Below are 24,125 nucleotides of genomic sequence, written 5' to 3' on the forward strand. Positions count from 1 at the left end.
ATTCCTCCATTATAAAAACAACCTGTTTGCATACTGCAAACAGGTTGTTTAAAACTTAACGAGGTTCTACAATTAATTTTATTGCTGTACGCTCTTCGCCATCAATCATAATATCTGTAAACGCTGGGATACAAATCAGGTCCAAACCACTAGGCGCTACAAATCCTCTTGCGATTGCTACTGCCTTTACCGCTTGGTTCAATGCACCTGCACCAATAGCTTGAATTTCTGCTGTTCCGCGTTCGCGAATAACACCTGCAAGTGCACCAGCTACAGAATTAGGGACCGACGTTGCTTTAACTTTTAATATTTCCATTCCGCGTTTCCTCCTCGTTTCTTTAAAAAGTATTAGCAATTATTTCACTTTAACTTATATTCACGAGGAATGGCGCGTATTCCTGCTAAATTTTCGTAATTTTTCTAAAAAATTAAAATATAATAACTTATCTAAAATTTAACGGGAATTTACTCAAAAAATGGTTGATCGTCATTAATTAAAATACGTTCAATTTTCTTTGCTTTTCCTGTATTTGGATCCACATCAATTAACACTGCACTTAATTGCGTTCTACCATTTGTTACTTCAAATCGTACTGGTAAGTTTGTTAAAAACTTCTTCAATACTGCTTCTCTATCCATACCTAATATTCCATCATACGGCCCTGTCATTCCAACATCTGTAATGTATGCCGTTCCGCTTGGTAAAATACGGTTATCTGCTGTAGGGACATGCGTATGCGTACCTACTACTGCTGTAGCACGTCCATCTACATACCAACCTAGCGCTTGTTTTTCACTTGTAGTTTCCGCATGGAAGTCAACAAAGATAATATTCGTACGTTTTTTCGCAATATTAATTAATTCATCCACTTTACGGAATGGACAATCAATCGGAGGAAGGAAAGTACGTCCTTGTAAGTTAATAACTGCAACTTCTGTTCCATTACAGTTCACAAAGATAAGTCCTTTTCCTGGAGTTCCTTCTGGGAAGTTAGCTGGTCTTGCAAGATATTTTGCATCATCGATGAATTCAAATACTTCACGATTATCCCAAGCGTGGTTTCCAAGTGTAACTGCTTGCGCCCCACATTCTAAAAAATTTCGATATATTTTTTCTGTAATCCCACGGCCACCTGCTGCGTTTTCTCCATTAATGATTGTTACTGTAGGTGTATATTTTTTCTTTAATGCCGGTACGTATTGTTGAATCATACCTCTACCAGGAGATCCTACTACATCCCCAACAAATAATATTCTCATATGTCTTACCCTTTCTATGTACTGCATTTTTTATTGCTATAGCATCAAGTAAATTCCTTATAATATGTTTATTATAAGTTTGTTTCACTTTTATACTATATAACTAACTGTCTTTATTTTATCCAATTCCAACACAAAAAAATAAAGTGGTGTTTCACCACTTTATTTTGCGTATTCCACTGCACGTGTTTCACGAATAACAGTTACTTTAATATGTCCTGGGTAATCCAGTTCATTTTCAATACGTTTTCGGATATCACGAGCTAAACGATGAGCTTCTAAGTCATCGATTGTATCTGGTTTTACCAAAATACGAACTTCACGTCCTGCTTGAATTGCAAATGACTTTTCAACGCCTTCATAAGACTCTGAAATCTCTTCTAACTTTTCAAGACGACGAATATAGTTTTCAAGTGTTTCACTACGAGCTCCCGGTCTTGCAGCTGATAAAGCATCTGCTGCTGCAACTAAAACTGCAATGATAGAAGTTGGTTCTGTGTCACCATGGTGAGATGCGATACTGTTTATAACTACAGGATGCTCTTTATATTTCGTTGCAAGTTCAACACCAATTTCAACGTGGCTTCCTTCTACTTCATGGTCAATCGCTTTTCCGATATCATGTAATAGACCTGCACGTCTTGCTAGTTTTTCATCCTCGCCAAGCTCTGCCGCCATAAGTCCAGTTAAATATGCAACTTCCATAGAGTGTTTTAAGACGTTTTGACCATAACTTGTACGGTATTTTAAACGACCTAAAATTTTAATTAAATCTGGATGTAATCCATGAACACCCACTTCAAACGTTGTTTGCTCTCCGACTTCGCGAATATACTCGTCCACTTCACGTCTTGATTTTTCGACCATCTCTTCAATACGCGCTGGGTGAATACGTCCGTCCTGTACTAGTTTATCAAGAGCGATACGAGCTGTTTCACGACGAATTGGGTCGAATCCAGAAAGGATTACTGCCTCTGGTGTATCATCGATAATTAAGTCAATACCCGTTAACGTTTCTAACGTACGAATATTACGACCTTCACGCCCGATAATACGTCCCTTCATTTCGTCATTTGGAAGATTTACAACCGAAACGGTTGTTTCAGCAACATGATCAGCTGCACATCTTTGCATTGCAAGAGATAAAATCTCTTTTGCTTTCTTATCCGCTTCTTCTTTCGCGCGAACTTCACTTTCTTTTACCATAACAGCGATTTCATGAGAAACTTCACTTTCTACTTTACCAAGAATAATTGCTTTCGCTTGTTCGCGTGTCAGATTGGAAATGCGCTCTAATTCTGTTTGTTGCTTTTGAACTAACTCTCCCACTTTGCTTTCCAACTCTTCAATCTGTTGTTGTCTCGCTACAAGAGATTCCTCTTTCTTCTCTAACTGTTGCTCGCGTTTATCGAGCGTTTCGTCTTTACGATCAAGGTTCTCTTCTTTTTGCATTAAACGATTTTCTTGTTTTTGTAATTCGCTTCTACGGTCACGAATTTCTAATTCAGCTTCTGTACGAAGTGTATGAATTTCATCCTTTGCTTCTAAAAGCGCTTCTTTCTTAAGTGCTTCAGCATCACGATTCGCTTCGTCTAAAATACGTCTCGCTTCATTAGCCGCACCATTAATCTTCGCTTCAGCAATAGACTTTCGAACAAAAAAGCCAACAACTGCACCGACTGTTGCAAGCAAAATGGAGATGAGTATCCAAACTGTACTCGTCATGATTTCACCTCCCCTTGCTATGAATGAAAAAAGACTGTCGGCATGTACATTGAATTACAACATACAGCAAAGACCGTCGTCCCGCTTTTTTAAGGGACTTTCTTCATTTCACAATTAAAATGTCATATTATTATTTCGGTAAGATTTAAACCTTACTCCGAATATTACTTCTCTTCTTGAGAAGAGTATATTGTATATAAGAAAAAATATACATTCTCATTGTATCTATCGTAATTTTCATTGTCAAGCGTTGTCTACTTTTACTTTCTTTGCCTTCAGCCTTGAATGTGACCTAAATTTTAAAAGTAAGGAGCCTACTATACTGGAAAACCTTAGTAATTCCCATTTCTTTTACTTAAAATATTTATATATCCCTCTTTACACAACGCATTTGAAGTAAAAAAATATTTTTTATCTATAGTATTATGCTCCTTAATAGTAGATAAAAAAATAAAAGACACGAGGCCGTGTCTTTTATTTTTTTAATCAAGAAGAGTTGAATCTTCTGCGCCCTCAGCACCAGAATCTTCACTAATTCCGTGATGCTCACGAATAAAGAAAGCAATTTCTTCTCTTAAATCTGTATTTTCTTTTAAGAACTGCTTCGAATTTTCACGACCTTGTCCTAGGCGTTCTTCATTATAAGAATACCAAGCACCGCTCTTTTGAACGATATCAAGCTCAGAAGCCATATCCAAGATTTCACCTTCTCTTGAAATACCTTCTCCGTACATAATATCAACTTCAGCAACACGGAATGGTGGTGCTACTTTATTTTTCACTACTTTTACTTTTGTTTTATTACCAACGATGTCGTTACCTTGCTTTAATTGCTCCGCACGACGCACTTCAAGACGAACAGTTGAATAGAATTTCAACGCACGACCACCTGGAGTTGTTTCTGGGTTTCCGAACATAACCCCAACTTTTTCACGAATTTGGTTAATAAAGATTGCAATTGTTTTTGATTTGTTGATTGCTCCTGAAAGCTTACGAAGTGCTTGTGACATTAAACGTGCTTGTAAACCTACGTGTGAGTCACCCATGTCGCCTTCAATCTCTGCTTTCGGTACAAGAGCTGCTACAGAGTCAATTACGATAATGTCAACCGCACCACTTCGTACAAGTGCTTCCGCGATTTCTAATCCTTGCTCCCCTGTATCAGGCTGTGATAATAGTAATTCATCTATGTTAACGCCTAATTTTTGTGCATATACAGGATCCATTGCGTGCTCCGCATCGATGAATGCTGCTTGTCCACCTTGACGTTGTACTTCTGCAATTGCATGTAATGAAACTGTCGTTTTACCTGAACTTTCAGGTCCGTAAATTTCGATAATACGGCCACGTGGATATCCGCCTACCCCTAGTGCCACATCAAGTGCTAAAGAACCACTAGAAACCGTAGAAACTCTACGCTCCGCTTGTTCTCCTAATTTCATAATTGAACCTTTACCGAATTGCTTCTCTATTTGTTTTAACGCCATATCTAACGCTGCTTGACGATCACTCATTCAAAATTCCTCCTTAACTGAATTGCTAATCTTATTATACCTATTTTCAATTCAATTTGCCAACAAAAATCGAACATTTATTCGATTTTTTTATTTTCTATCAAATAATATCTAAATTTAACCGTAAAAAAACTAGAAGAAACTTATATCTCTTCTAGCTTTTTATATAAATGATAAAATCCATATTTTGCTGTTCGTTCTCTAATTTGTTGACGACTTCCGCTTAAATTAAGAGAAAAGACTACAGTTGGTTCATCCTTAATCGAAAGCCCAACAAATACTGTTCCTGGTTCTTTCTGTTCTGAAGCATCTGGCCCTGCTACCCCAGTGAAACTAATTCCAATATCCGCTTTTAGTACATCCTTAACATTTTCAGCAAGATAACGAGCACATTCTTTACTAACTGCACCATCAGTATGCAACACTTCTTCAGGCACACGTAAAACATATTGCTTCACATCATTATGATAACAAATGACACCGCCTTTAAACACAGAAGAAACACCAGCGTTTTCAGTTACTTGATTTCCAAAAAGACCACCTGTTAAACTTTCTGCACACGCTAAAGTTAACCCTTTTCTCTTCAATAACTCGATTGCCTTATAATGCAAAAATTCTTGGTCATATCCGTAGAAAAATTCTCCTACTCTTTCTAAAATCAAATCTTCCACATGTTGAATTAGTTTCTCCGCTTCGCTAACATTTTGATGCTTAGCGGTTAAACGTAATGTCACTTCTCCATCATTTGCTAACGGGGCAATTGTTGGGTTTGTTTGTCCATCAATTAAATCTTGAACTTTCACCTCTAATTGGGACTCCCCAATGCCGAAGAAACGAAGCACACGAGAATAAATGTTTTCTCCTGTTGTAAAATTACGTAAAAAAGGCTCTACGTAACTTACATACATTGGTTTCATTTCTTTTGGCGGCCCTGGTAATAAAATATAAACTTTTCCGTTCTTATTTACCCCCATACCCGGCGCCATACCGTGGTCATTTGCAAATACTGTTGCTCCATTTAAAACGAGCGCTTGCTTTTTATTATTCTCCGTAAATTCACGGCCTGTACGCTTAAAGTAATTACTTATTAAGGCTAATGCCTTTTCATCATACACAAGCTCTTCATCTAAACTAGCAGCTATCGTTTCTTTCGTTAAATCATCTTTTGTCGGTCCTAATCCGCCTGTAAAAATAAGTATATCAGCACGTTCTTCCGCAGCTTCAATCGCCTTTTGCAATCGCTTATTATTATCACCAACAACAGTATGATAGTACACGTTAATTCCGATTGAAGCTAACTTTTCAGATAAAAACTGGGCATTTGTATTTGCAATTTGTCCAAGTAATAATTCAGTTCCAACCGCAATAATCTCAGCATTCATCCCAATTCCCCCATAAACTTCTATTTTGAGTTTACAAAAGCAGCTCTATTTTTCCAGAAATAATCCCATCCTGAAATAACAGTAAAGATTAATGCAATCCATATGAAGATATCCGCAACTGGAATATGGATTAAATTTAAAGGTACATCGTGTAATAAATATGCTGCAATCGCAATAATTTGTGTCCATGTCTTAATTTTTCCTAGCTGGTTTGCTGCAACTACTTCCCCTGTTCCAGCAAGTACAAGACGTAAACCAGTTACCGCAAACTCACGACTGATAATTACAATAACAATCCAAGCCGGTACATATTGCATCTCTACCAATGTAATAAGTGCTGCCGAAACAAGTAATTTATCAGCTAACGGGTCAAGAAACTTCCCTAAATTCGTTACAAGATTATATTTTCTTGCGTAATGTCCATCAATCCAATCTGTAGCTGAAGCAATGATAAAGATAAGTGCCCCCACTAAATGTTGAATCGGTAAATCAACATCACCAATTTTGTATGAACCCCAATCAAAGGGTGCTAACATAATTACCATAAAAATTGGAATTAAGAAGATTCTAGATATTGTAATTTTATTTGGTAAATTCACAGCTATTCCTCCATCATATCAAAAACATTTGTTCATCGAAAAAAAGTCATCGAAGCGATGACTGTTATTGTGCAGGTTGCTCTATCCCTTGGTTTTTTATCACCAATCTTTGGTGAAGTTCTTTTTCTGGATCCAATGGATAAGCGACCACTTGGCCATTCAGTTTAACTTCAACATTCGTTGCATTTCCAATATTAAGTCGCACTTCTTTTAATGTTGATACATCACGTTTTTCTATTTGGCCCTCTTGTACTGTAGCGTTTAGAATCACATTCCCAGCATCATCTTTAACATCTACATAACTCGCACCTTTACCCGATAATTCCAGTTCTAATGTTTTATTATTATGAATTTCCAAAGTAGATACCTTTCCAGTTGTTCCAACTACTTTCACTTCTTGCTGTCCAGTTGGTTGTGCTGGTTGCTCCTCTTTCTTTGGTTCTTCTTTCTTTGGTTCCTCTTTTTTTGGCTCTTCCGCTTTCACTTCATCTTTCTTCGTATCTAACGGAGAATCTTTCGCTTTTTGAACTTCAATTTTCTCACTTTGAGCACTCGGAACTTTTTCATCATCTTTTCCAGTTAACGCTTGAAACACAAACCAGATTACCACTCCAACTGCGATTACTAACAGCGCAACTAAGATTTTCGGCATGTGATCTGCAATTGGCCATGATGAAGATTTTTGCATTGTTTCTTGTGTTTTTTGTCCCGTTGATACTTGTGGAACTTCACGCTTTTCAGATTGTGGTATCGTACTCTGATGTTCTACGAGCAGTTCCTCTCCATTTAATCCAACCGCATCTGCGTATTGTTTAATGAATGCACGCGCATAAAAAGCTCCTGGCAATACATCATAATTGCCTTCTTCAATTGCCACTAAATGGCGTTTTTGAATTTTTGTAATCTCATGTAGCTGATCAATAGACAAGCCTTTCGCTTCTCTTGCTTCTTTCAGCTTTTGTCCCAATTCCGTCACTACTAACACCTCAATATTTCTTTAAAAGTCAAACATAGAGAAATTATTTTGCGTACCTTGCTCAATTTCATCTACTAAATTATATTGAATTTCTTCATCATAATCGTTACGCAACTCGATAATATAATCAAAATCATCCAATGTGTATTCTGACTGACTCACAAATACATCAGGATGTTCCACAACTTTCGTTGCAGGCAATCTCATAATTTCACGAACGAGCTGCCAATGTCTTTCGTTAGCACGCTTCGTTGACACAATTCCATCTAGGATGAAAATATTGTCATCGCTATACTCATCTTCAATTAATTGACTACGAACAGTTTGCTTAATAAGAGTAGATGATACAAATAACCACCTTTTATTTGCACAAACACTTGCAGCAACAATGGATTCTGTTTTTCCGACACGAGGCATTCCGCGTATCCCAATTAGTTTATGGCCTTCTTTTTTCATAATTTCTGCCATAAAGTCTACAAGTAAGCCTAATTCATCACGCACAAATCGAAATGTTTTCTTATCATCTGCATCTCGTTGTATGTACCTACCATGTCTAACCGCTAGCTTATCTCTTAGCTTGGGCGGACGATATTTCGTTACCGTTATGTTATCCATCGTATTTAAAATTGATTCAAGTCTAGAGATTTGCTCTTGATTATCACACATAAGAAGTAACCCACGTCGTGCATTATCTACACCATTAATTGTGACAATATTAATGCCGAGCATACCGATTAACGAAGAAACGTCACCAAGCAAGCCAGGTCGGTTTTTATGTATTTCATATTCAAAATACCATTCAATCATCCAAGATCACTCCCCTTGCTTACTTTACACCTACGTACTATATTATATGATTTCACCTTAATAGGGAAGCTAAATGTATAATCTACCCTGTGTAATTATTATACAAAAAAAGTAGAGAGGAGAATCTCCTCTCTACTTTTACTTATGTTGTACGAACTTAACCATTAAATTTGCAATTGTATGTTGCTCCTGTTCATCAGCAACTTTCCAAAGCTCAGCTAATAATTTCTCTTGGTCATTGCGTCCTTCTACCTCATTAGCAAGATAGTCGCCAACACGAAACGCCATATCTGATACCGCACCGCCATCTAAACCTTTGTCTTGCGCTTGCTCTAAACGTTCTCCTAAAAAGCTCTTCCACTGATCAAAATTATCTAATACTGACATAATTAAGCACCTCACTATTGAGTAATAAAATCATCCTTAATTTGTGCAACTATTCATTTTTTATGTAAGAATTTTTTAGCAGTGCCAACCGCCATTCACTCCGATAATTTGTCCAGTTATGTAAGACGCTCCTGGTGATACGAGGAATGAAACTGTTTTCGCTACTTCTTCTGGTAATCCTATTCTACCTAATGGTATATCTTCAGCAATTCCCATTTTATCTTCTTCAGAAAAAACACTTAACATTTCCGTTTCAATTGCTCCTGGTGCTACTGCATTCACACGTAATCCACTTAAAGAAACTTCTTTCGCTAAAGCTTTCACATATGAATTTTGTGCCCCTTTTACCATTGAATAAAGCACTTCACAAGAAGCCCCTATTTGTCCCCATATAGATGAAACAATTACAATATTACCACTTCTTCTCCCGATCATAGGCGGAAGTGCCATAGAAAGTAATTTATATACGTTCTTCACTTGAAGTTCTACCATATAATCCAATTCATCGTTTGTTACATCTGTTACTAGTCCAAAAATACTCTTCCCAGCTGCGTATACAATAACATCAATAGGATGTTCAATTTGTCCCCACAATTGCTCTGCTCCATCACTAGAAGCTAAATTCGCTTGAACAGGGATAACTTCTCCCCATGCCTTCTGCAATTCCAATACCTTTTCTTCACTGTTATTGTAATGAACATAAACTGTATATCCATCTTGAATTAATTGTTTCGAAATAGCAGAGCCAATTCCTCCGCTCCCTCCAGTTACTAACGCATACTTTTTCATAAAGTCCCTCTCTTATCTCTACAAGTTCAATTTTCACATAACTAAATAATACCCTCATCTTACAATTTTTCAATGATAAGATGAGGGTATCTTTTTAATTTTATTTTTTCGGTAACACCTGACAAATACTCATTTTGTCTTCTGATAACAATAATTTCGCTACTTCTTGTAAGTCTTGAACGGTTAGTCCTTCTAATACAGTCAATGCGTCAAATAGGCTAGATTCATTAAACGCGTATCGTGTAAATTGATTTGCAATATATTCTGGTGAATTCAACGAGCGTAAAAAACCACCAATTTTCTTTTTCTTCACTCGTTCTAATGCCGCCGCATCTAATTGATCATAATCTGTTTTTAATAAAATATCTTTTAAACGATTTGCCAATTCATCAGGTTGTTTCGTATCACCGCCAACCATTGCAAAACCGAAGTTATTTTCTTCTGTATAGTCATACGAGAATGAATCATCAATAAGCCCTTCATTATATAAAGTTTCGTAATGAACAGAACTTTTCCCAAATAAATAATCTAAGAGTAACGTAAGCGCAATTTCTTGTTTTAAAAGCGCTTGCCCCTTTTCCTTTAAATTAGTCGCTTTAATACCAACTAAACATTTCGGTGTTTGCACAGGCATTGAAATAATTTTTTTCTTTTCATTTACCTCATTTGGTTCTTCTTCAAATGAACGCACAATTTCTGGCTGGTTTTTATAATCTTTTTTCGCTTGATTTTCACGTACTAAATCCATTGTTTTCTCTGGATCAATTGCACCCACAACAAATAATAACATATTGCTCGGATGATAAAATGTTTCATAACATTCATACAATAAATCTTTCGTAATTTTACTAATAGATTCGATTGTCCCTGCAATATCAATTTTAATTGGGTGTTTTACAAACAAGCTATCAATTAACCCGAAGTACAAACGCCAATCTGGGTTATCTTGATACATTTGAATTTCTTGCCCAATTATCCCCTTCTCTTTTTCAACCGTTTTTTCAGAGAAATAAGGCTCTTGCACGAAGTTTAGCAATGTATTTAAATTTTGTTCTACGTTTGAAGTACATGAAAAAAGGTAAGCTGTTCGTGTAAAGGATGTAAAAGCATTTGCCGATGCTCCTTGTTTACTAAACAATTGGAAAGCATCGTGATCTTCTTTTTCAAATAATTTATGCTCAAGAAAATGTGCAATTCCATCAGGCACACGAATCATTTCTTCTTTCCCTAATGGTACAAATGTATTATCTACAGAACCATATTTCGTCGTAAACGTCGCAAATGTTTTATTAAATCCTTGTTTCGGTAAAACATATACATCTAATCCATTAGGAAGTTTTTCATAATAGAGTGTTTCTTTTAATTGCTCATAAACAATTTTCTCCATTTACTCTCCCTCCGTTCCTTGTAAAAAGTAAATTGTATCTAGTTCAATATTTTTAGCAACTTTTACAATTTCTTCTTTCGTCACACTTTCTATACCTGTAAGCCATTCTTCAACTGGACGTGTACGATCTGAAATAATACCATGATATAGCATTTCTACAAAGCCACGTGGTGTATCAATTGCCTCTAATATTTGATTTTGGATGACACTTTTTGTTTGATGTATTTCTTCTTCAGAAAACTCTCCGTTTTGCATCGCAAGCATTTGTTCTTTAATAATCTCAACTGCTTTTTCATAATTTTTCGCTTCGATTCCTGACATAACAAATAATAAACCTTTATGACTTTCAAAGCGCGATGCTGCATAGTACGCTAAACTATTTTTTTCACGCACATTTACGAATAACTTCGAATGAGAAAAGCCACCAAACAATCCATTGAACAATTGCAATGCAAAATAATCTTCATCTTTATATGTGACAAATGTACGATAACCGATGTGTAATTTACTTTGTTTTAATTCTTGTTTTTCAACAACTTCTTTTTCTTCATTATTTCGTCTATGAAGGAGTACATTTCTTTCTCTCACTGGACGAGTTGAAATAGAAAAATACTTACTTACAAGATCAACGGCGTTTTCTGAAATATCACCAATAATATATAGATCCATTTCATCTTCCGCTAACACCTTTTGATAATATTGATACAAACTTTCATTTGTAATAGACATAACACTCTCTTTTTTTCCATTTGCACTTAAACGATACGGTTCTACTTTGCACATTTCTTCAATTAAACGCTCGTTTGCATAACGCATTTTATCATCATAAGTAGCTTCAATTCTCTGTAACAGTGCTCTTTTTTCACTTTCTACGATAGAAGATAGGAAACCGTTCCCCTCCGTTGCTGGATGTAACACAATATCTGACAACATAGAAAGCGCTTTTTCAAATAACGGTGGTGCATCATGTAAATAAACTTCATTTGCAATGTCTACATAAATGGAGATAATATGGTCTTCCCCTTTTTTACTTACATCTACCGCTAAAGAAGATCCGTATAATTCTTCTAAATATTGACGAAGACGAATTACAGAAGGTAATTTTTCTGTCGCACTTTGCAATACGTATGGCAATAGGGCACGCTCTGTCACCGTCTCCTCATTTAAAGGCGCTTTAAAACGAAATACAAAGGTATTCGTTTTATATTTATCAGTCGGAATAATATGTACGCGCAAACCACCTAACTCATGTAGTTGTTGTTCCATTAGTTTCATTTATAGCCCTCCTTTACGTATATAGGAATATTCCTCTTCAATATACAGTTTTTAGAAATAAAAAATCAACTTTTCTCCCTTATTATGCTTACATATGATTCTTTCTAAAAACTTTAATATGTAAGGAACATAGTAAAATTCCGTATTAAATATATTCTATGTAAAAAAGCCCACACTAATGTGCGAGCTTTTTTATACTTATAAAATACTTATCGTTTTCCTTTTTCATAAGGAGTTCCTAAAGCTTTCGGAGCTTCAGAACGACCTACAAAACCGACAAGCGCTAATATTGTGAATATATATGGTAATATCGTTAATAAAACACTTGGAATTTGATCTAATACAGGGATTGTTCCGCCCGTTACACTTAGAGATTGCGCAAAACCAAAGAATAGAGCTGCACCTAGTGCGCCTAGTGGATTCCACTTTCCAAAAATCATAGCAGCTAAAGCTAAGAAACCTTGTCCTGTAATAGTTGCCCCTGAGAAGTTATTAGAAATTGACATTGCAAAAATCGCTCCACCAATTCCAGCAAACACTCCTGAAATACAGACTCCAATATAGCGCATTTTATATACGTTAATCCCCATCGTATCCGCTGCCATTGGGTGTTCACCAACAGCACGTAGACGAAGACCGAACGGTGTTTTATAAATAACATACCAAACAACGAATGCTAAAATAATGGCAATATATGACGTTATTGGTACGTTCGAGAAAAATATTTTCCCTAAAACCGGAATATCCGAAAGGCCTGGAATATCAATCTTTTCAATACGATACTGAATAAAGTCAGTCTGCCCTTTATCAAAAATCTTCTTAATTGCAAATACTGTTAAACCAAGAGATAAGAAGTTAATGGCTACACCACTTACAACTTGATCTGCTCGGAATGTAATAGAAGCTACCGCATGAAGTAATGCAAATAACCCACTACCAATTGCCGCAAATAGTAACGCAATCCACGGAGTCATCGTTCCCCAAGTATCACCCATTAATAAGTTTGTAACGACTCCAATAAATGCACCAAATAGCATTAGTCCTTCTAATCCGATGTTTACAACACCCGATCGTTCACTAAATACACCACCTAGTGCTGTGAAAATGATAGGTGCCGATGTATATAACGTACCCGTCACAAGAATGGCTAATATATCTAAAAAGCTCATTTATTTCCCCTCCTTGCTCATGCGTGTAAGCGCCCATCTTAACACATAACTACATGCAACAAAGAAGATGATACATGCAATAATTACATTAATAAGCTCTGACGGTACATCTGCCTCAAAGTTCATTTGAGGGGAAGCACTTTTCAAACCACCAAATAATAAAGCTGAAAGGATTATACCAAACGGATTATTCCCTCCAAGTAATGCTACGGCAATCCCATCAAATCCTACTCCTGTAAACGAAGACATCGCTGTCATACTCTGGAATGTCCCTAACCCTTCCATCGCTCCACCAATCCCCGCAAATGCACCAGCAATTGTCATGGAGAATACTACATTACGAGAAACTTTCATACCTGCATATTGAGAAGCATGCTGATTAAATCCTACTGACTTTAATTCGTAACCTAAAGTTGTTCGATCTAATAAGAACCACATTAAAATAGCGATTAAAATTGCTACAATAATTCCCCAGTGTAGACGTGAACCATCAGTAATAGAAGCAAGCCAGTCTGAAGATAGTGACGCACTCTCTTTAATATCATACGTTTTGTCATTACCCGCATGTAAGAAACGCTTAATGATGTCATACGTTACATACAAAGCGATATAGTTCATCATAATAGTTACAATAACTTCATTCACTTGAAACTTCCCTTTTAAATATCCCGGAATGAAGCCCCAAATTCCGCCCACCAATGCTGCAAATAAAATAGATAATGGAATATGAAGGAAAGCTGGTAGTGAGACTGCATAACCGAACCAAACCGCTGCAAGCCAACCAACTAACAATTGACCCTCTACCCCGATATTAAATAAACCTGTACGAAATGCAAACGCCACCGATAAGCCAGCAAGAATAAGCGGTATCATTGTACGAAGCGTTTCACCAATCGCACTTGCGCTGCCGAACATTCCTGTCCAAAGTGCACTATAACCAACAATTGGATCATAGCCACTAACTAGCATTACAATCGCTCCTACAAGTAAGCCGAAAATAACGGATAGTACTGGGACTAAAATATTTATCGTTCGTTCTGTTAAAAGCTTTTTAGCCATTTGTACCCACCTGCTCCTTCTTTGTTCCTCCAGCCATTAACAATCCAAGCTGTTGTTCATTCGTTTCTTTCGCATCAACTATTGCTACAATTTCCCCTTCATAAATAACAGCAATTCGATCGCTAACATTTAAGATTTCATCTAACTCTAATGATAAAAGTAATACACCTTTTCCTTTATCCCTTTGCTCTATTAATCTCTTATGAATAAATTCAATTGCTCCTACATCTAAACCACGTGTTGGCTGTGCCGCAATTAATAAATCTGGATTTCGGTCTACTTCACGTGCAATAATTGCTTTTTGTTGATTCCCCCCAGATAGAGCGCGTGCTAACGTTTGCTCACTAGGTGTACGCACATCAAACTGTTCAATAAGAGCCTTTGCTTTTTCTGTAATTTTGCTGAAATTTAAAATCCCTTTCTTTGAAAATGGATTTTTATAATACGTTTGCAGAACTATATTATCTCTAACAGAAAAATCAAGAACGAGTCCGTGTTTATGACGATCTTCTGGAATATGACCAATTCCTTCTTCTGTTATTCTTCTAACAGGCCAATTTGTTATTTCTTTTCCTTTAATTGCAATAGAACCTGACTCAACTTTTCGTAAACCAGTAATTGCTTCTATTAATTCACTTTGTCCGTTTCCATCAATCCCTGCAATCCCAACAATTTCCCCCGCACGAACAGTTAAGTCAAGGCCTTTTACAGCAGGTAGTTGACGTGCATCGTGAACAACAAGGTTTGCAATTGAAAGTACCTCTTCTTTTGGCTTCGCGTCTATTTTTTCTGTTTTAAAATTCACTTGACGTCCGACCATTAATTCTGCAAGTTTATTTTCATCCGTATTTGCAACGTCAACCGTTCCAATCCCTTTTCCTTTACGAATAATCGTACAACGATCGCAAACTTCCATAATTTCTTTCAACTTATGTGTAATAAGAACAATAGATTTTCCTTCTTGCACAAGCTTTTTCATAATTTGAATTAGCTCATGAATTTCTTGCGGTGTTAACACAGCTGTTGGTTCATCAAATATTAAAATTTCTGCACCGCGGTAAAGAGTTTTCAAAATCTCAACACGCTGCTGCATACCAACTGAAATATCCTGTATTTTCGCATATGGATCTACAGATAAACCGTATTGTTCAGACAGTTTTTGAATTTCTTTAGCAGCTTCCTCAACAGCAATTTTCCCTTTTTTCTTCGGTTCATTTCCGAGAATAATATTCTCTGTAACTGTAAAATTATGAACAAGCATAAAGTGTTGATGGACCATTCCAATACCAAGGTCATTTGCTATATTCGGATTTGTGATTTTTACAGGTTTACCTTTAATTTTAATTTCACCCTGCTCTGGTTGGTACAAACCAAATAGTACATTCATCAATGTGGATTTCCCTGCACCATTTTCTCCAAGTAAAGCATGTATCTCACCCTGCTTTACTTGCAGCGTAATATCATCATTCGCTACAATGCCTGGGAATACTTTCGTAATGTTATTCATCTCAATTACGTATTCCATTGTGTTCCTCCTTTTAACAGGGAACATTCCCTATTACACTATTAACTTATTAAGCAATTCGGAAGTTTTATACATACAAAGGTTAGTTCTATGAACTAACCTTTGCTATTTCTCTATTTATTTTTTTAGAGAAGCTTCATATTCTTTATACTCTTTATCTGTAGCTGGCACTTTAATTTCACCGGCTGTAATTTTCTTTTCAAGCTCTTCTACTTTTGTTAAAATTTCAGGGTTAACTTTTTTCACGTTATCAGTTGTTTTTGAAATACCAATACCGTCATCTTTTAAGCCAAACTCTTCAATTTTCCCGCCTTTTAAATTCCCATCTTTTGCTTCTTTAGCTACTTTTTCTACTGCTACATCAACACGTTTAATCATTGAAGTTAATGTTACATTTTCAGGCATACCTTCTTGATGTTGGTCACGGTCAACACCGATTACCCAAACATTTTCACCTTTTTTCTTACGGTTTTTCGCTTCTGTGAACACACCGTTACCTGTACCACCAGCAGCATGATAAATTACGTCTACGCCTTGACCATACATTGCTGAAGCAAGAACTGTACCTTTTTCAGGCTTATCGAATGCTTCTGCATATTCAGATACGATTTCAATGTTTGGATTTACTGCCTTTGCACCAGCTTTAAATCCATTTTCAAATTTACTAATTAAATCACTTTTCATTCCACCAACAAATCCTACTTTATTCGATTTTGTTGACATAGCTGCTACCGCACCTACAAGGAATGATCCTTCATGATCTTTAAACGTAATACTCGTTACGTTCGGTGCATCTACAACAGTATCTACGATTGCAAATTGTTGTTTTGAAGATTCTTTTGCTACTTCTTTAATTGCACCTTCTAATTTATAACCAATTCCGAATGTTAAATCATATTTATCTTTTGAGAATTTTTTTAAATTCGGAATATAATCAGCTTCTTTTTCAGACTGAAGGTAACGATAATTTGTCTTTTCTTTTAAACCATTATCTTTACCAAACTTTTGTAACCCTTCCCAAGAAGATTGGTTAAATGACTTATCATCAACGCCCCCAACATCCGTTACGAGACCAACCTTGAAGTCTTTATTGTCTTTCGTGTCTTTCTTGTCACTGCTCGCCTTATCCGAGTTACCACATGCACCTAAAACTGTACTTGCTGCTAAAGTTAATGATAATAAAAGGCCTGCTTTTTTCTTCATACTAGAAACCCCTCCAAAAATGATATATATTTATTTATTCTTACGCTGCTGTTCCTTACTTCTTGCTGTCACCTCCCTAAAAAGGAATTTACCTACATACGCTTTCTTAATACGTGGAAGCTAAATTTATCAGCTCTAAAGTAATTGATAGAATATAAGATTGGCTCATCATTTTGATCATAGTGCATTTGTTTTAATACAAGCAGTGCTGTTTCAGGCTCACATTCTAAAATTGGTGAGATTTTAGGGTGATAGCCAATTGGCTCAATGTGAGCAACCGCATATGTTATGCGCTTATGCGTGTTATTATGTATCACCGTTAATAATGATTCCTCATTGTAACCCGATAAGTCTGGCAATATTTCTTTTGCAAGTTTATCGATACAATACACAACAGGTTCCCCATCTGCTGTACGCACGCGTTCAATCATCACTGCATTAAAACCATCTTCACTATTAAACTTCTCTTTTTCCTCTTCTGTTAAAGTTGTAGTAGATGATGATAAAAAGATTGTTCCTGGTGTTTTCCCCACACTAGAAATCATATCTGTAATACTAGAAAGTTGTTCTATTCCAGAAGAAAATAATGGCTTTGCATTTACAAATGTCCCTACACCATGTCTACGAATGACAACATTTTCTTCTTCTAAAATACGCAACGCTTCCCTTAAAGTCGCTCTACTTACGCCAAGTTCTTTCGCTAAATCAAACTCTGATGGTAACTTTTGTCGTTCTTTATAAGCGCCATCTTTAATTTTTTCTTTGATGTGATCAATCACCCGTAGATATAGGTGACGACTATCAGATTTTACTGACATAAGACTCCCCCGCATTTCAATTATTCGACCTCTGATGTAAGACTTCTTTTCTCTTTTTTCAACTTACAACATAGTACAAATGACTAAACACCAAAATAAGTGTAATTGTCGAATAAATAATAATAATTTTTTAAAATAAAATTTTCACTCTTTATTGCATAAAAAAAACTTTGCACCATAAACATTCCTCATTTCGAGAAAAAGTTCGGCACAAAGATCCTTTACATCCTTTGTTACACACTTTTCCCCTCATAGTCTAGCAATTCATGGTTGCCAGGTAGAAACTTATGGACCTTATCTCCAAGATTATATGAGGCAGTGATTCTTTTCGAAGTAATCTTACCACTTGCTCTCATACGTGTCAACAAAATCTAACATTTTTCTGCATTAAATATCGAACATTTACATAAAACATACTCAAAGTATTCGTATTCTAAAGGGCACCCCTAAATGTAAGCCCTTTCTTTATCGCTGAGTATAGTATATAACAAAAACACTATATAAAAAAGCCTAATTGTAAAAACAATTAGGCTTTTTTTAAGAACTTTTTTCTTGTACATCATTAATGAGTACTTCTCTCGGTTTACTCCCTTCATACGGACCTACTACACCATTCATTTCCATTGCATCAATTAGGCGAGCAGCTCGCGTATAACCTACTCTAAACCTACGTTGTAACATAGAAACAGATGCTGTTTGCATTTCCACTACAAGTTGAACCGCTTCATCATATAATTCATCTTCTACTTCCTGCTTCGTATCAGGAACATCTTGCGGAATCATATCTTCTTGATATTGTGCTTTTTGCTGTCCAATAACATATTCTACAACTCTCTCAACTTCATCATCTGATAAAAATGCGCCTTGTACACGTACAGGTTTCGATGCACCAATTGGTATAAACAGCATGTCTCCACGACCTAGTAGCTTCTCTGCACCACCACCGTCAAGAATTGTACGAGAATCTGTTTGAGAAGATACAGCGAATGCAATACGTGATGGAATATTTGCTTTAATAACACCTGTAATAACGTCAACTGACGGACGTTGCGTTGCAATAATTAAATGAATACCAGCAGCACGAGCCATTTGCGCTAGACGCATAATCGCATCCTCTACATCAGACGAAGCAACCATCATTAAATCTGCTAACTCGTCCACAATTACTACAATATAAGGTAATTCGGGTTGTTTCGCTTCTGATTGACTATTATGCTCTTTTATATAATCGTTGTATCCTTCAATGTTACGTGTACCACTATGAGCAAACAATTCATAACGACGTTCCATTTCACTCACAACTTTTTTCAATGCTTGCGATGCTTTTTTCGGATCAGTTACAACTGGCGTTAACAAATGAGGCACACCGTTATATACATTTAGCTCTACCATTTTCGGGTCAATCATCATTAATTTTACTTCATGTGGTTTTGCACGCATTAAAATACTAACAATAATACCGTTAATACATACACTTTTCCCGCTACCTGTCGCACCAGCTACGAGTAAATGAGGCATTTTATTTAGCCGGGCTAATACAGCTTCACCTGTAATATCTCGGCCAAGACCAATTAACAACTTCTCTTCCGGATGATTATTAGCCTTAGAGTCAAGAACTTCCCTCAGCGTTACCATCGAAACTTCTGAGTTTGGAACTTCGATCCCTACAGCTGATTTCCCGGGAATTGGCGCTTCAATACGAATGTCCTTTGCAGCTAAAGCAAGGGCTAAATCATCACTTAAACTGACAATTTTGCTTACCTTTACCCCCATATCAGGATACACTTCATATTTTGTAACTGCAGGACCTCTATGCACTTTTGTTACTTTCGCTTTCACTCCGAAACTTTGGAATGTACGTTCTAATTTACGAGCATTCTCATAAATTTCCGCATTTTCATTTGTAACTTGCTTATTCTTTGGAAATTTTAATATATCAAGTGAAGGAAGCTTGTAATCTTTATTTTCTACATTTGAAAATTGAATAGGAGGTGCTTGCGCTTCACTCTCTAACGATTCAACAATTTTTTCTCCACGCTTTTTCTTTGGTTCTTCAATTGGCGGAGTCTCTTCAATAAACGGTGAAGTGATCAACTCTTCTTGCTCTACTTCGATTCGTTTATCCTCTTCTTCATTTACAGGATAATTCTCAGTGAAATTCGAAATAATCGGAGGATCAATTGAGATTTCTTCCATCGGCTCAATAATTTCTTCTTGTTCTGCAGCACGTTTGCTTCTTGTGCTTCTTGTTGTTTTTTTCTTTTCTGTTTGTTCAGCCGTTCTTTTGGCTCTCCAATCTTTATAATCCCCTTGCATCACTTGAAACTGACTTCTAAGAATTCTACCAACTGGAGCTAACACTTCTCCAATATGCTTATTTGTTATACAAAGTATACCGAGAATAACTAGAATAATACCAATGATATAAGCTCCTACTTCGTCAAATAAGAAGTAACATGTTGCGAACATAAGCGCACCAAACATACCACCACCTAAATGAACGCTATCTGGCCCCTTTTTCATTTCAAGAAAGAAGTTATCTTTCGTACTCACAATAACAGAAGTATTTTGCACTGCTCCATCTTTTGTAAGAAGGTTAAATAATGTAATATGACTAAACATTAATATCGCCAATACAATTAAATAAAATCCAATTAATCGTTTATTTAAAAGGTTCGGCCATCCGCGTTTTATAACAAAGGAAACCGATAAAGCTATTACACCTAACACACCAATTATGTACCACTCACCAAAGAAGAAGCGAAAAAATAACACAAACGATTTCCCTACAACGCCTAGCTGTAAAATCGTAATGATTGAAAGTGCAAAAAGAGTTAAACCGACGATTTCATAATACAAAGTTGGCTTTATCGTACGTCTTGCCTTTGCCTTCGTCCCTCTTTGCTTTTGTTTTGCCATTTCTTCACCTCGTGTTCTACATATAAGTAAAGCTCCCTTCAAAACGCTCTATTTATATGTCTGTTTTCTCTATTTTTCTGGTCTTTATATCTTCTATTTTTACACTTCTTGTAAAATGCTAAATAAACAGAAGAAAGCAGCCTACTCATGGCTGCTCAACCGTCTTGTTTTTTATATTATACCATAGCTTCTAAACAAAATCCTTCTTTTTGCTAAAAGGTTATTTTCTGACCGGGCTCAAACTCTAAATAGTGAAGTGGGTCCGTACTTAGCACACGTACAATAGAATAACATCCATGTTCCTCTTCAGAAACCATTAATTCCACACCATTTATATTTACAACTTTTTGACTTTCACATTGTGAATAATCGACCGGATACACAAGTTGCTCTGGCATAATTGTATATAAAATCATTGTAGCATTGTCCCTTCTGTACTATCTTCCGCACGAACATCTATTAATTCGTTTAATTTTCGAATCGCATTTCCAATACCGCCGACATCATCTATAAGACCGTACTTTACTGCATCCCCACCAATTACATTCGTCCCAATATCTCGCGTTAAATTTCCTTTCGCAAACATAAGCTCTTTAAAACGATCTTCTGTTACTTTCGAGTGCTTCGTCACAAAACGAATGACTCTTTCTTGCATCTTATCCAAATACTCAAATGTTTGTGGCACACCTATGACAAGACCTGTTAAACGAATTGGATGAATTGTCATCGTCGCAGTTTCCGCAATAAACGAATAGTCAGTAGAAACAGCAATCGGTACACCGATGGAATGTCCCCCACCTAAAACTAGAGATACTGTTGGTTTTGAAAGTGAAGCTACCATTTCAGAAATTGCTAGCCCAGCTTCAACGTCACCTCCAACTGTATTTAATATTAAAAGCAAACCTTCAATTTTTGGATTTTGTTCAATCGCAACAATTTGCGGAATGATATGCTCATATTTTGTTGTTTTATTTTGCGGTGGTAATTGAACATGACCTTCCACTTGTCCGATAATCGTTAAACAATGAATACGTGATTCATTCATCTGTGGTACATTTGTCTGTCCAAGCTGTTGAATTTTTTCAACTATTGAAGCCTCTTTTCCAGCTTCTTTTGGCTCAGCTTCTTTTTCTTCATTTGTATATCGATCACGTTCTGTCATTTCGCATCCCCTTTCACTCGTATATAACTATTATTTCTTAAGTTATAAATTTCATTCGATAGGGTTAAAAAGAAAAAAGATCACCCATAAGGGTGATCTTTTTATACTTCCATAATAATCGGTAAAATCATAGGTTTTCTCTTTGTCTCTTCGTACAAGAACTGTCCTAATAATTCACGAATATTTTGTTTTAACATTGACCATTCAATTGAATATTCTTTAATTGACTGCTCAACAATCATACGTACAATCTCTGTAGATCGTTCAATTAACGCTTCTGATTCACGAACATATACGAAACCACGTGAAATGATTTCTGGGCCAGAGATAATTTTCTTTTCATCTTTACCAAGCGTTACAACAACTACTAGTATTCCATCTTGAGATAACATCTTTCTATCTCGAAGAACGATATTACCAACGTCACCTACACCTAATCCATCAATTAAAACATTACCAGCTTGTACTTTACCGACTAAGTTTGCTTCATCGTCACCAAAAGCAATTACATCGCCTTTTTCTACGATAAAGATATTTTCTCTTGTAATACCTACATCTTCAGCTAAATATGCATGTGCTTTTTGCATACGGAACTCACCATGTACGGGTACAAAGTACTTTGGTTTCATTAAATTTAACATTAATTTTAATTCTTCTTGGCTACCGTGACCTGACACGTGAACTTTTCGTTCGCCGTAATAAACAACTTCAGCTCCAGCTCTAAATAACAAATCAATAATTTTTGATACAGATATTTCATTACCCGGAATTGGCGAAGCAGCAATGATAACAGTATCACCTTTACGAATTGAAATTTGTTTATGCGCTTGTTTTGCCATTCTAGATAGAGCAGCCATCGGTTCACCTTGACTACCTGTCGTTAAAATAGCTACCTTTTTCTCTGGGAAGTTGTCTACTTCTTGTAATGAAATAACCATACCTTCTGGAACATCTAAATAACCAAGACGTCTTGCAATGTCTACTACTTTCACCATACTACGTCCTACTACTGCTACTTTTCGCCCTGTTTCAGCAGCTGCATCAAATACTTGTTGAATACGATGTACATTCGATGCAAATGAAGCAACGATAATGCGACCTTCTGCGCCGTAGAACACTTTAGAGATTTCTACACCAACTTCTTTTTCTGAACCTGTATAGCCTGGGCGCTCTGCGTTTGTACTATCAGATAATAAGCAAAGTACGCCTTCATTTCCGATTTGTGCCATTTTACCAAGGTCTGCTCCACTATTTCCAATTGGAGTTTGATCGAATTTAAAGTCTCCCGTATATACGACTGCACCTTTTGATGTATGGAAACAAACGCCAACAGAATCCGGAATACTATGTGTCGTTCCGAAGAATGACACCGTTGTAGTGTTAAATTCTACTGTTGAATTTGAATCGATTGTTTTTAGGTCTACACGGCCTAACATGCCCGCTTCACCAAGTTTTTCTTGTATAAGTCCTACTGTTAATTTCGTTGCATAGACTGGAATAGATAATTTACGAAGTACATACACAATTCCACCAATATGATCTTCATGACCGTGAGTAATAAATAAACCTTTTACTCGCTCTTGATTTTCCACTAAATATGTAATATCAGGAATAACGATATCAATTCCAAACATTTCATCTCCCGGGAACATTAACCCTGCATCTACGATAAAGATTTCAGAATCAATTTCAACACAGTACATGTTTTTCCCGATTTCACCTACTCCACCAAGAGCAAATACTTTAACAGACTCATTCTCTTTTCTCTTCATGTTGTTGCCTGGTTTAAAAATCTTGCAAACACTGATTTCACTAAAATTGCAGAGACACCAGGGGAAACTCTACAACCACCATATTTTCACCGTCCAAGACGAATGTCCTTACCGTTATGCGATATCATGTCCTTGTTTATTTTTTAAACCAGGTTTCACCTCTCTTTCATTATATAAATCAAATATCTTATTCGATATGATATGAAAATTTAATTAAATTATAATTTTTCCCAATTTTGCTAAGCATACCCGTACTAAGCTACTTAGCCATATTATACCTGATACAAGAAATAGAACACAAGTTAAATCGTGCGAAAGAAAGAGGAAAAGAACGGAATGACAACAAAAGTATCGAACGTATTTCCTTTATATTTACTCCGATTTTATACTCCATATT

General features: G+C 36.3%; 21 protein-coding genes and 1 riboswitch. All 21 genes read right to left on the reverse strand.

Going from position 1 to position 24,125, the window contains the following annotated elements; genetic code table 11:
* Positions 1-55: 55 nt before the first annotated feature.
* Complete coding sequence (gene spoVS, locus C3Y97_RS19085) at positions 56-316, reverse strand: stage V sporulation protein SpoVS (RefSeq protein ID WP_000404341.1); 261 nt, start codon at positions 314-316, stop codon at positions 56-58.
* Positions 317-465: 149 nt separating this feature from the next.
* Positions 466-1,260 carry a TIGR00282 family metallophosphoesterase gene (locus tag C3Y97_RS19090; protein WP_001221095.1) on the reverse strand — a complete coding sequence of 265 codons (795 nt, stop codon included), beginning with the start codon at positions 1,258-1,260 and terminating at the stop codon, positions 466-468.
* Positions 1,261-1,422: 162 nt separating this feature from the next.
* A complete protein-coding gene (gene rny / locus C3Y97_RS19095; RefSeq protein ID WP_000204911.1) occupies positions 1,423-2,985 on the reverse strand; it encodes a ribonuclease Y in 1,563 nt (520 codons plus the stop codon).
* Positions 2,986-3,467: 482 nt separating this feature from the next.
* On the reverse strand, positions 3,468-4,499 hold the full coding sequence (gene recA / locus C3Y97_RS19100; RefSeq protein WP_001283860.1) for a recombinase RecA: 1,032 nt from the start codon (positions 4,497-4,499) through the stop codon (positions 3,468-3,470).
* Positions 4,500-4,642: 143 nt separating this feature from the next.
* Complete coding sequence (locus C3Y97_RS19105) at positions 4,643-5,881, reverse strand: competence/damage-inducible protein A (protein ID WP_000990691.1); 1,239 nt, start codon at positions 5,879-5,881, stop codon at positions 4,643-4,645.
* A gap of 20 nt (positions 5,882-5,901) precedes the next feature.
* The gene (pgsA, locus tag C3Y97_RS19110) at positions 5,902-6,480 is read right to left on the reverse strand and encodes a CDP-diacylglycerol--glycerol-3-phosphate 3-phosphatidyltransferase (protein WP_001052967.1); all 579 of its coding nucleotides are present in this window, start codon (positions 6,478-6,480) and stop codon (positions 5,902-5,904) included.
* Positions 6,481-6,544: 64 nt separating this feature from the next.
* Positions 6,545-7,456, reverse strand: coding sequence for a helix-turn-helix domain-containing protein (locus C3Y97_RS19115; protein WP_000137461.1), 912 nt, complete (start codon positions 7,454-7,456; stop codon positions 6,545-6,547).
* Positions 7,457-7,477: 21 nt separating this feature from the next.
* Entirely contained in the window at positions 7,478-8,263 is a 786-nt protein-coding gene (locus tag C3Y97_RS19120; protein ID WP_000574107.1) for a DUF3388 domain-containing protein, read from the reverse strand.
* A 138-nt stretch (positions 8,264-8,401) separates the two neighbouring features.
* Entirely contained in the window at positions 8,402-8,650 is a 249-nt protein-coding gene (locus C3Y97_RS19125) for a DUF3243 domain-containing protein (RefSeq protein WP_000114450.1), read from the reverse strand.
* Positions 8,651-8,725: 75 nt separating this feature from the next.
* Positions 8,726-9,439, reverse strand: a complete 714-nt coding sequence (gene ymfI, locus C3Y97_RS19130) for an elongation factor P 5-aminopentanone reductase (RefSeq protein WP_000759604.1) — start codon at positions 9,437-9,439, stop codon at positions 8,726-8,728.
* Between the two features lie 100 nt (positions 9,440-9,539).
* Entirely contained in the window at positions 9,540-10,826 is a 1,287-nt protein-coding gene (gene yfmH, locus C3Y97_RS19135) for an EF-P 5-aminopentanol modification-associated protein YfmH (protein ID WP_000411976.1), read from the reverse strand.
* Positions 10,827-12,101, reverse strand: coding sequence for an EF-P 5-aminopentanol modification-associated protein YfmF (gene yfmF / locus C3Y97_RS19140; protein WP_000772418.1), 1,275 nt, complete (start codon positions 12,099-12,101; stop codon positions 10,827-10,829).
* A 209-nt stretch (positions 12,102-12,310) separates the two neighbouring features.
* On the reverse strand, positions 12,311-13,270 hold the full coding sequence (locus tag C3Y97_RS19145) for an ABC transporter permease (RefSeq protein WP_000008856.1): 960 nt from the start codon (positions 13,268-13,270) through the stop codon (positions 12,311-12,313).
* Entirely contained in the window at positions 13,271-14,329 is a 1,059-nt protein-coding gene (locus tag C3Y97_RS19150; RefSeq protein ID WP_001085254.1) for an ABC transporter permease, read from the reverse strand. It abuts the gene before it with no gap.
* The gene (locus tag C3Y97_RS19155; RefSeq protein ID WP_000456914.1) at positions 14,322-15,854 is read right to left on the reverse strand and encodes an ABC transporter ATP-binding protein; all 1,533 of its coding nucleotides are present in this window, start codon (positions 15,852-15,854) and stop codon (positions 14,322-14,324) included. The genes C3Y97_RS19150 and C3Y97_RS19155 overlap by 8 nt, the downstream gene beginning before the upstream one ends.
* Before the next feature lie 117 nt (positions 15,855-15,971).
* Positions 15,972-17,057 (reverse strand): BMP family lipoprotein, encoded by a 1,086-nt coding sequence (locus C3Y97_RS19160; RefSeq protein ID WP_000725771.1) that lies wholly within the window; start codon positions 17,055-17,057, stop codon positions 15,972-15,974.
* A 92-nt stretch (positions 17,058-17,149) separates the two neighbouring features.
* Positions 17,150-17,875, reverse strand: coding sequence for a GntR family transcriptional regulator (locus C3Y97_RS19165; RefSeq protein WP_000114182.1), 726 nt, complete (start codon positions 17,873-17,875; stop codon positions 17,150-17,152).
* A gap of 232 nt (positions 17,876-18,107) precedes the next feature.
* A riboswitch (purine riboswitch) is annotated at positions 18,108-18,209 on the reverse strand.
* 203 nt (positions 18,210-18,412) lie between these two features.
* The gene (locus C3Y97_RS19175; protein WP_001118779.1) at positions 18,413-20,794 is read right to left on the reverse strand and encodes a DNA translocase FtsK; all 2,382 of its coding nucleotides are present in this window, start codon (positions 20,792-20,794) and stop codon (positions 18,413-18,415) included.
* Positions 20,795-21,006: 212 nt separating this feature from the next.
* Entirely contained in the window at positions 21,007-21,210 is a 204-nt protein-coding gene (locus C3Y97_RS19180) for a YlzJ-like family protein (protein ID WP_000605036.1), read from the reverse strand.
* On the reverse strand, positions 21,207-21,956 hold the full coding sequence (tepA, locus tag C3Y97_RS19185) for a translocation-enhancing protein TepA (protein WP_000139806.1): 750 nt from the start codon (positions 21,954-21,956) through the stop codon (positions 21,207-21,209). Before tepA ends, C3Y97_RS19180 begins: the two co-directional genes overlap by 4 nt.
* 101 nt (positions 21,957-22,057) lie before the next feature.
* On the reverse strand, positions 22,058-23,728 hold the full coding sequence (locus C3Y97_RS19190) for a ribonuclease J (protein WP_000823096.1): 1,671 nt from the start codon (positions 23,726-23,728) through the stop codon (positions 22,058-22,060).
* Positions 23,729-24,125: the final 397 nt, after the last annotated feature.

The sequence above is a fragment of the Bacillus sp. DU-106 genome (assembly GCF_004799705.1).
Classification (GTDB): domain Bacteria; phylum Bacillota; class Bacilli; order Bacillales; family Bacillaceae_G; genus Bacillus_A; species Bacillus_A cereus.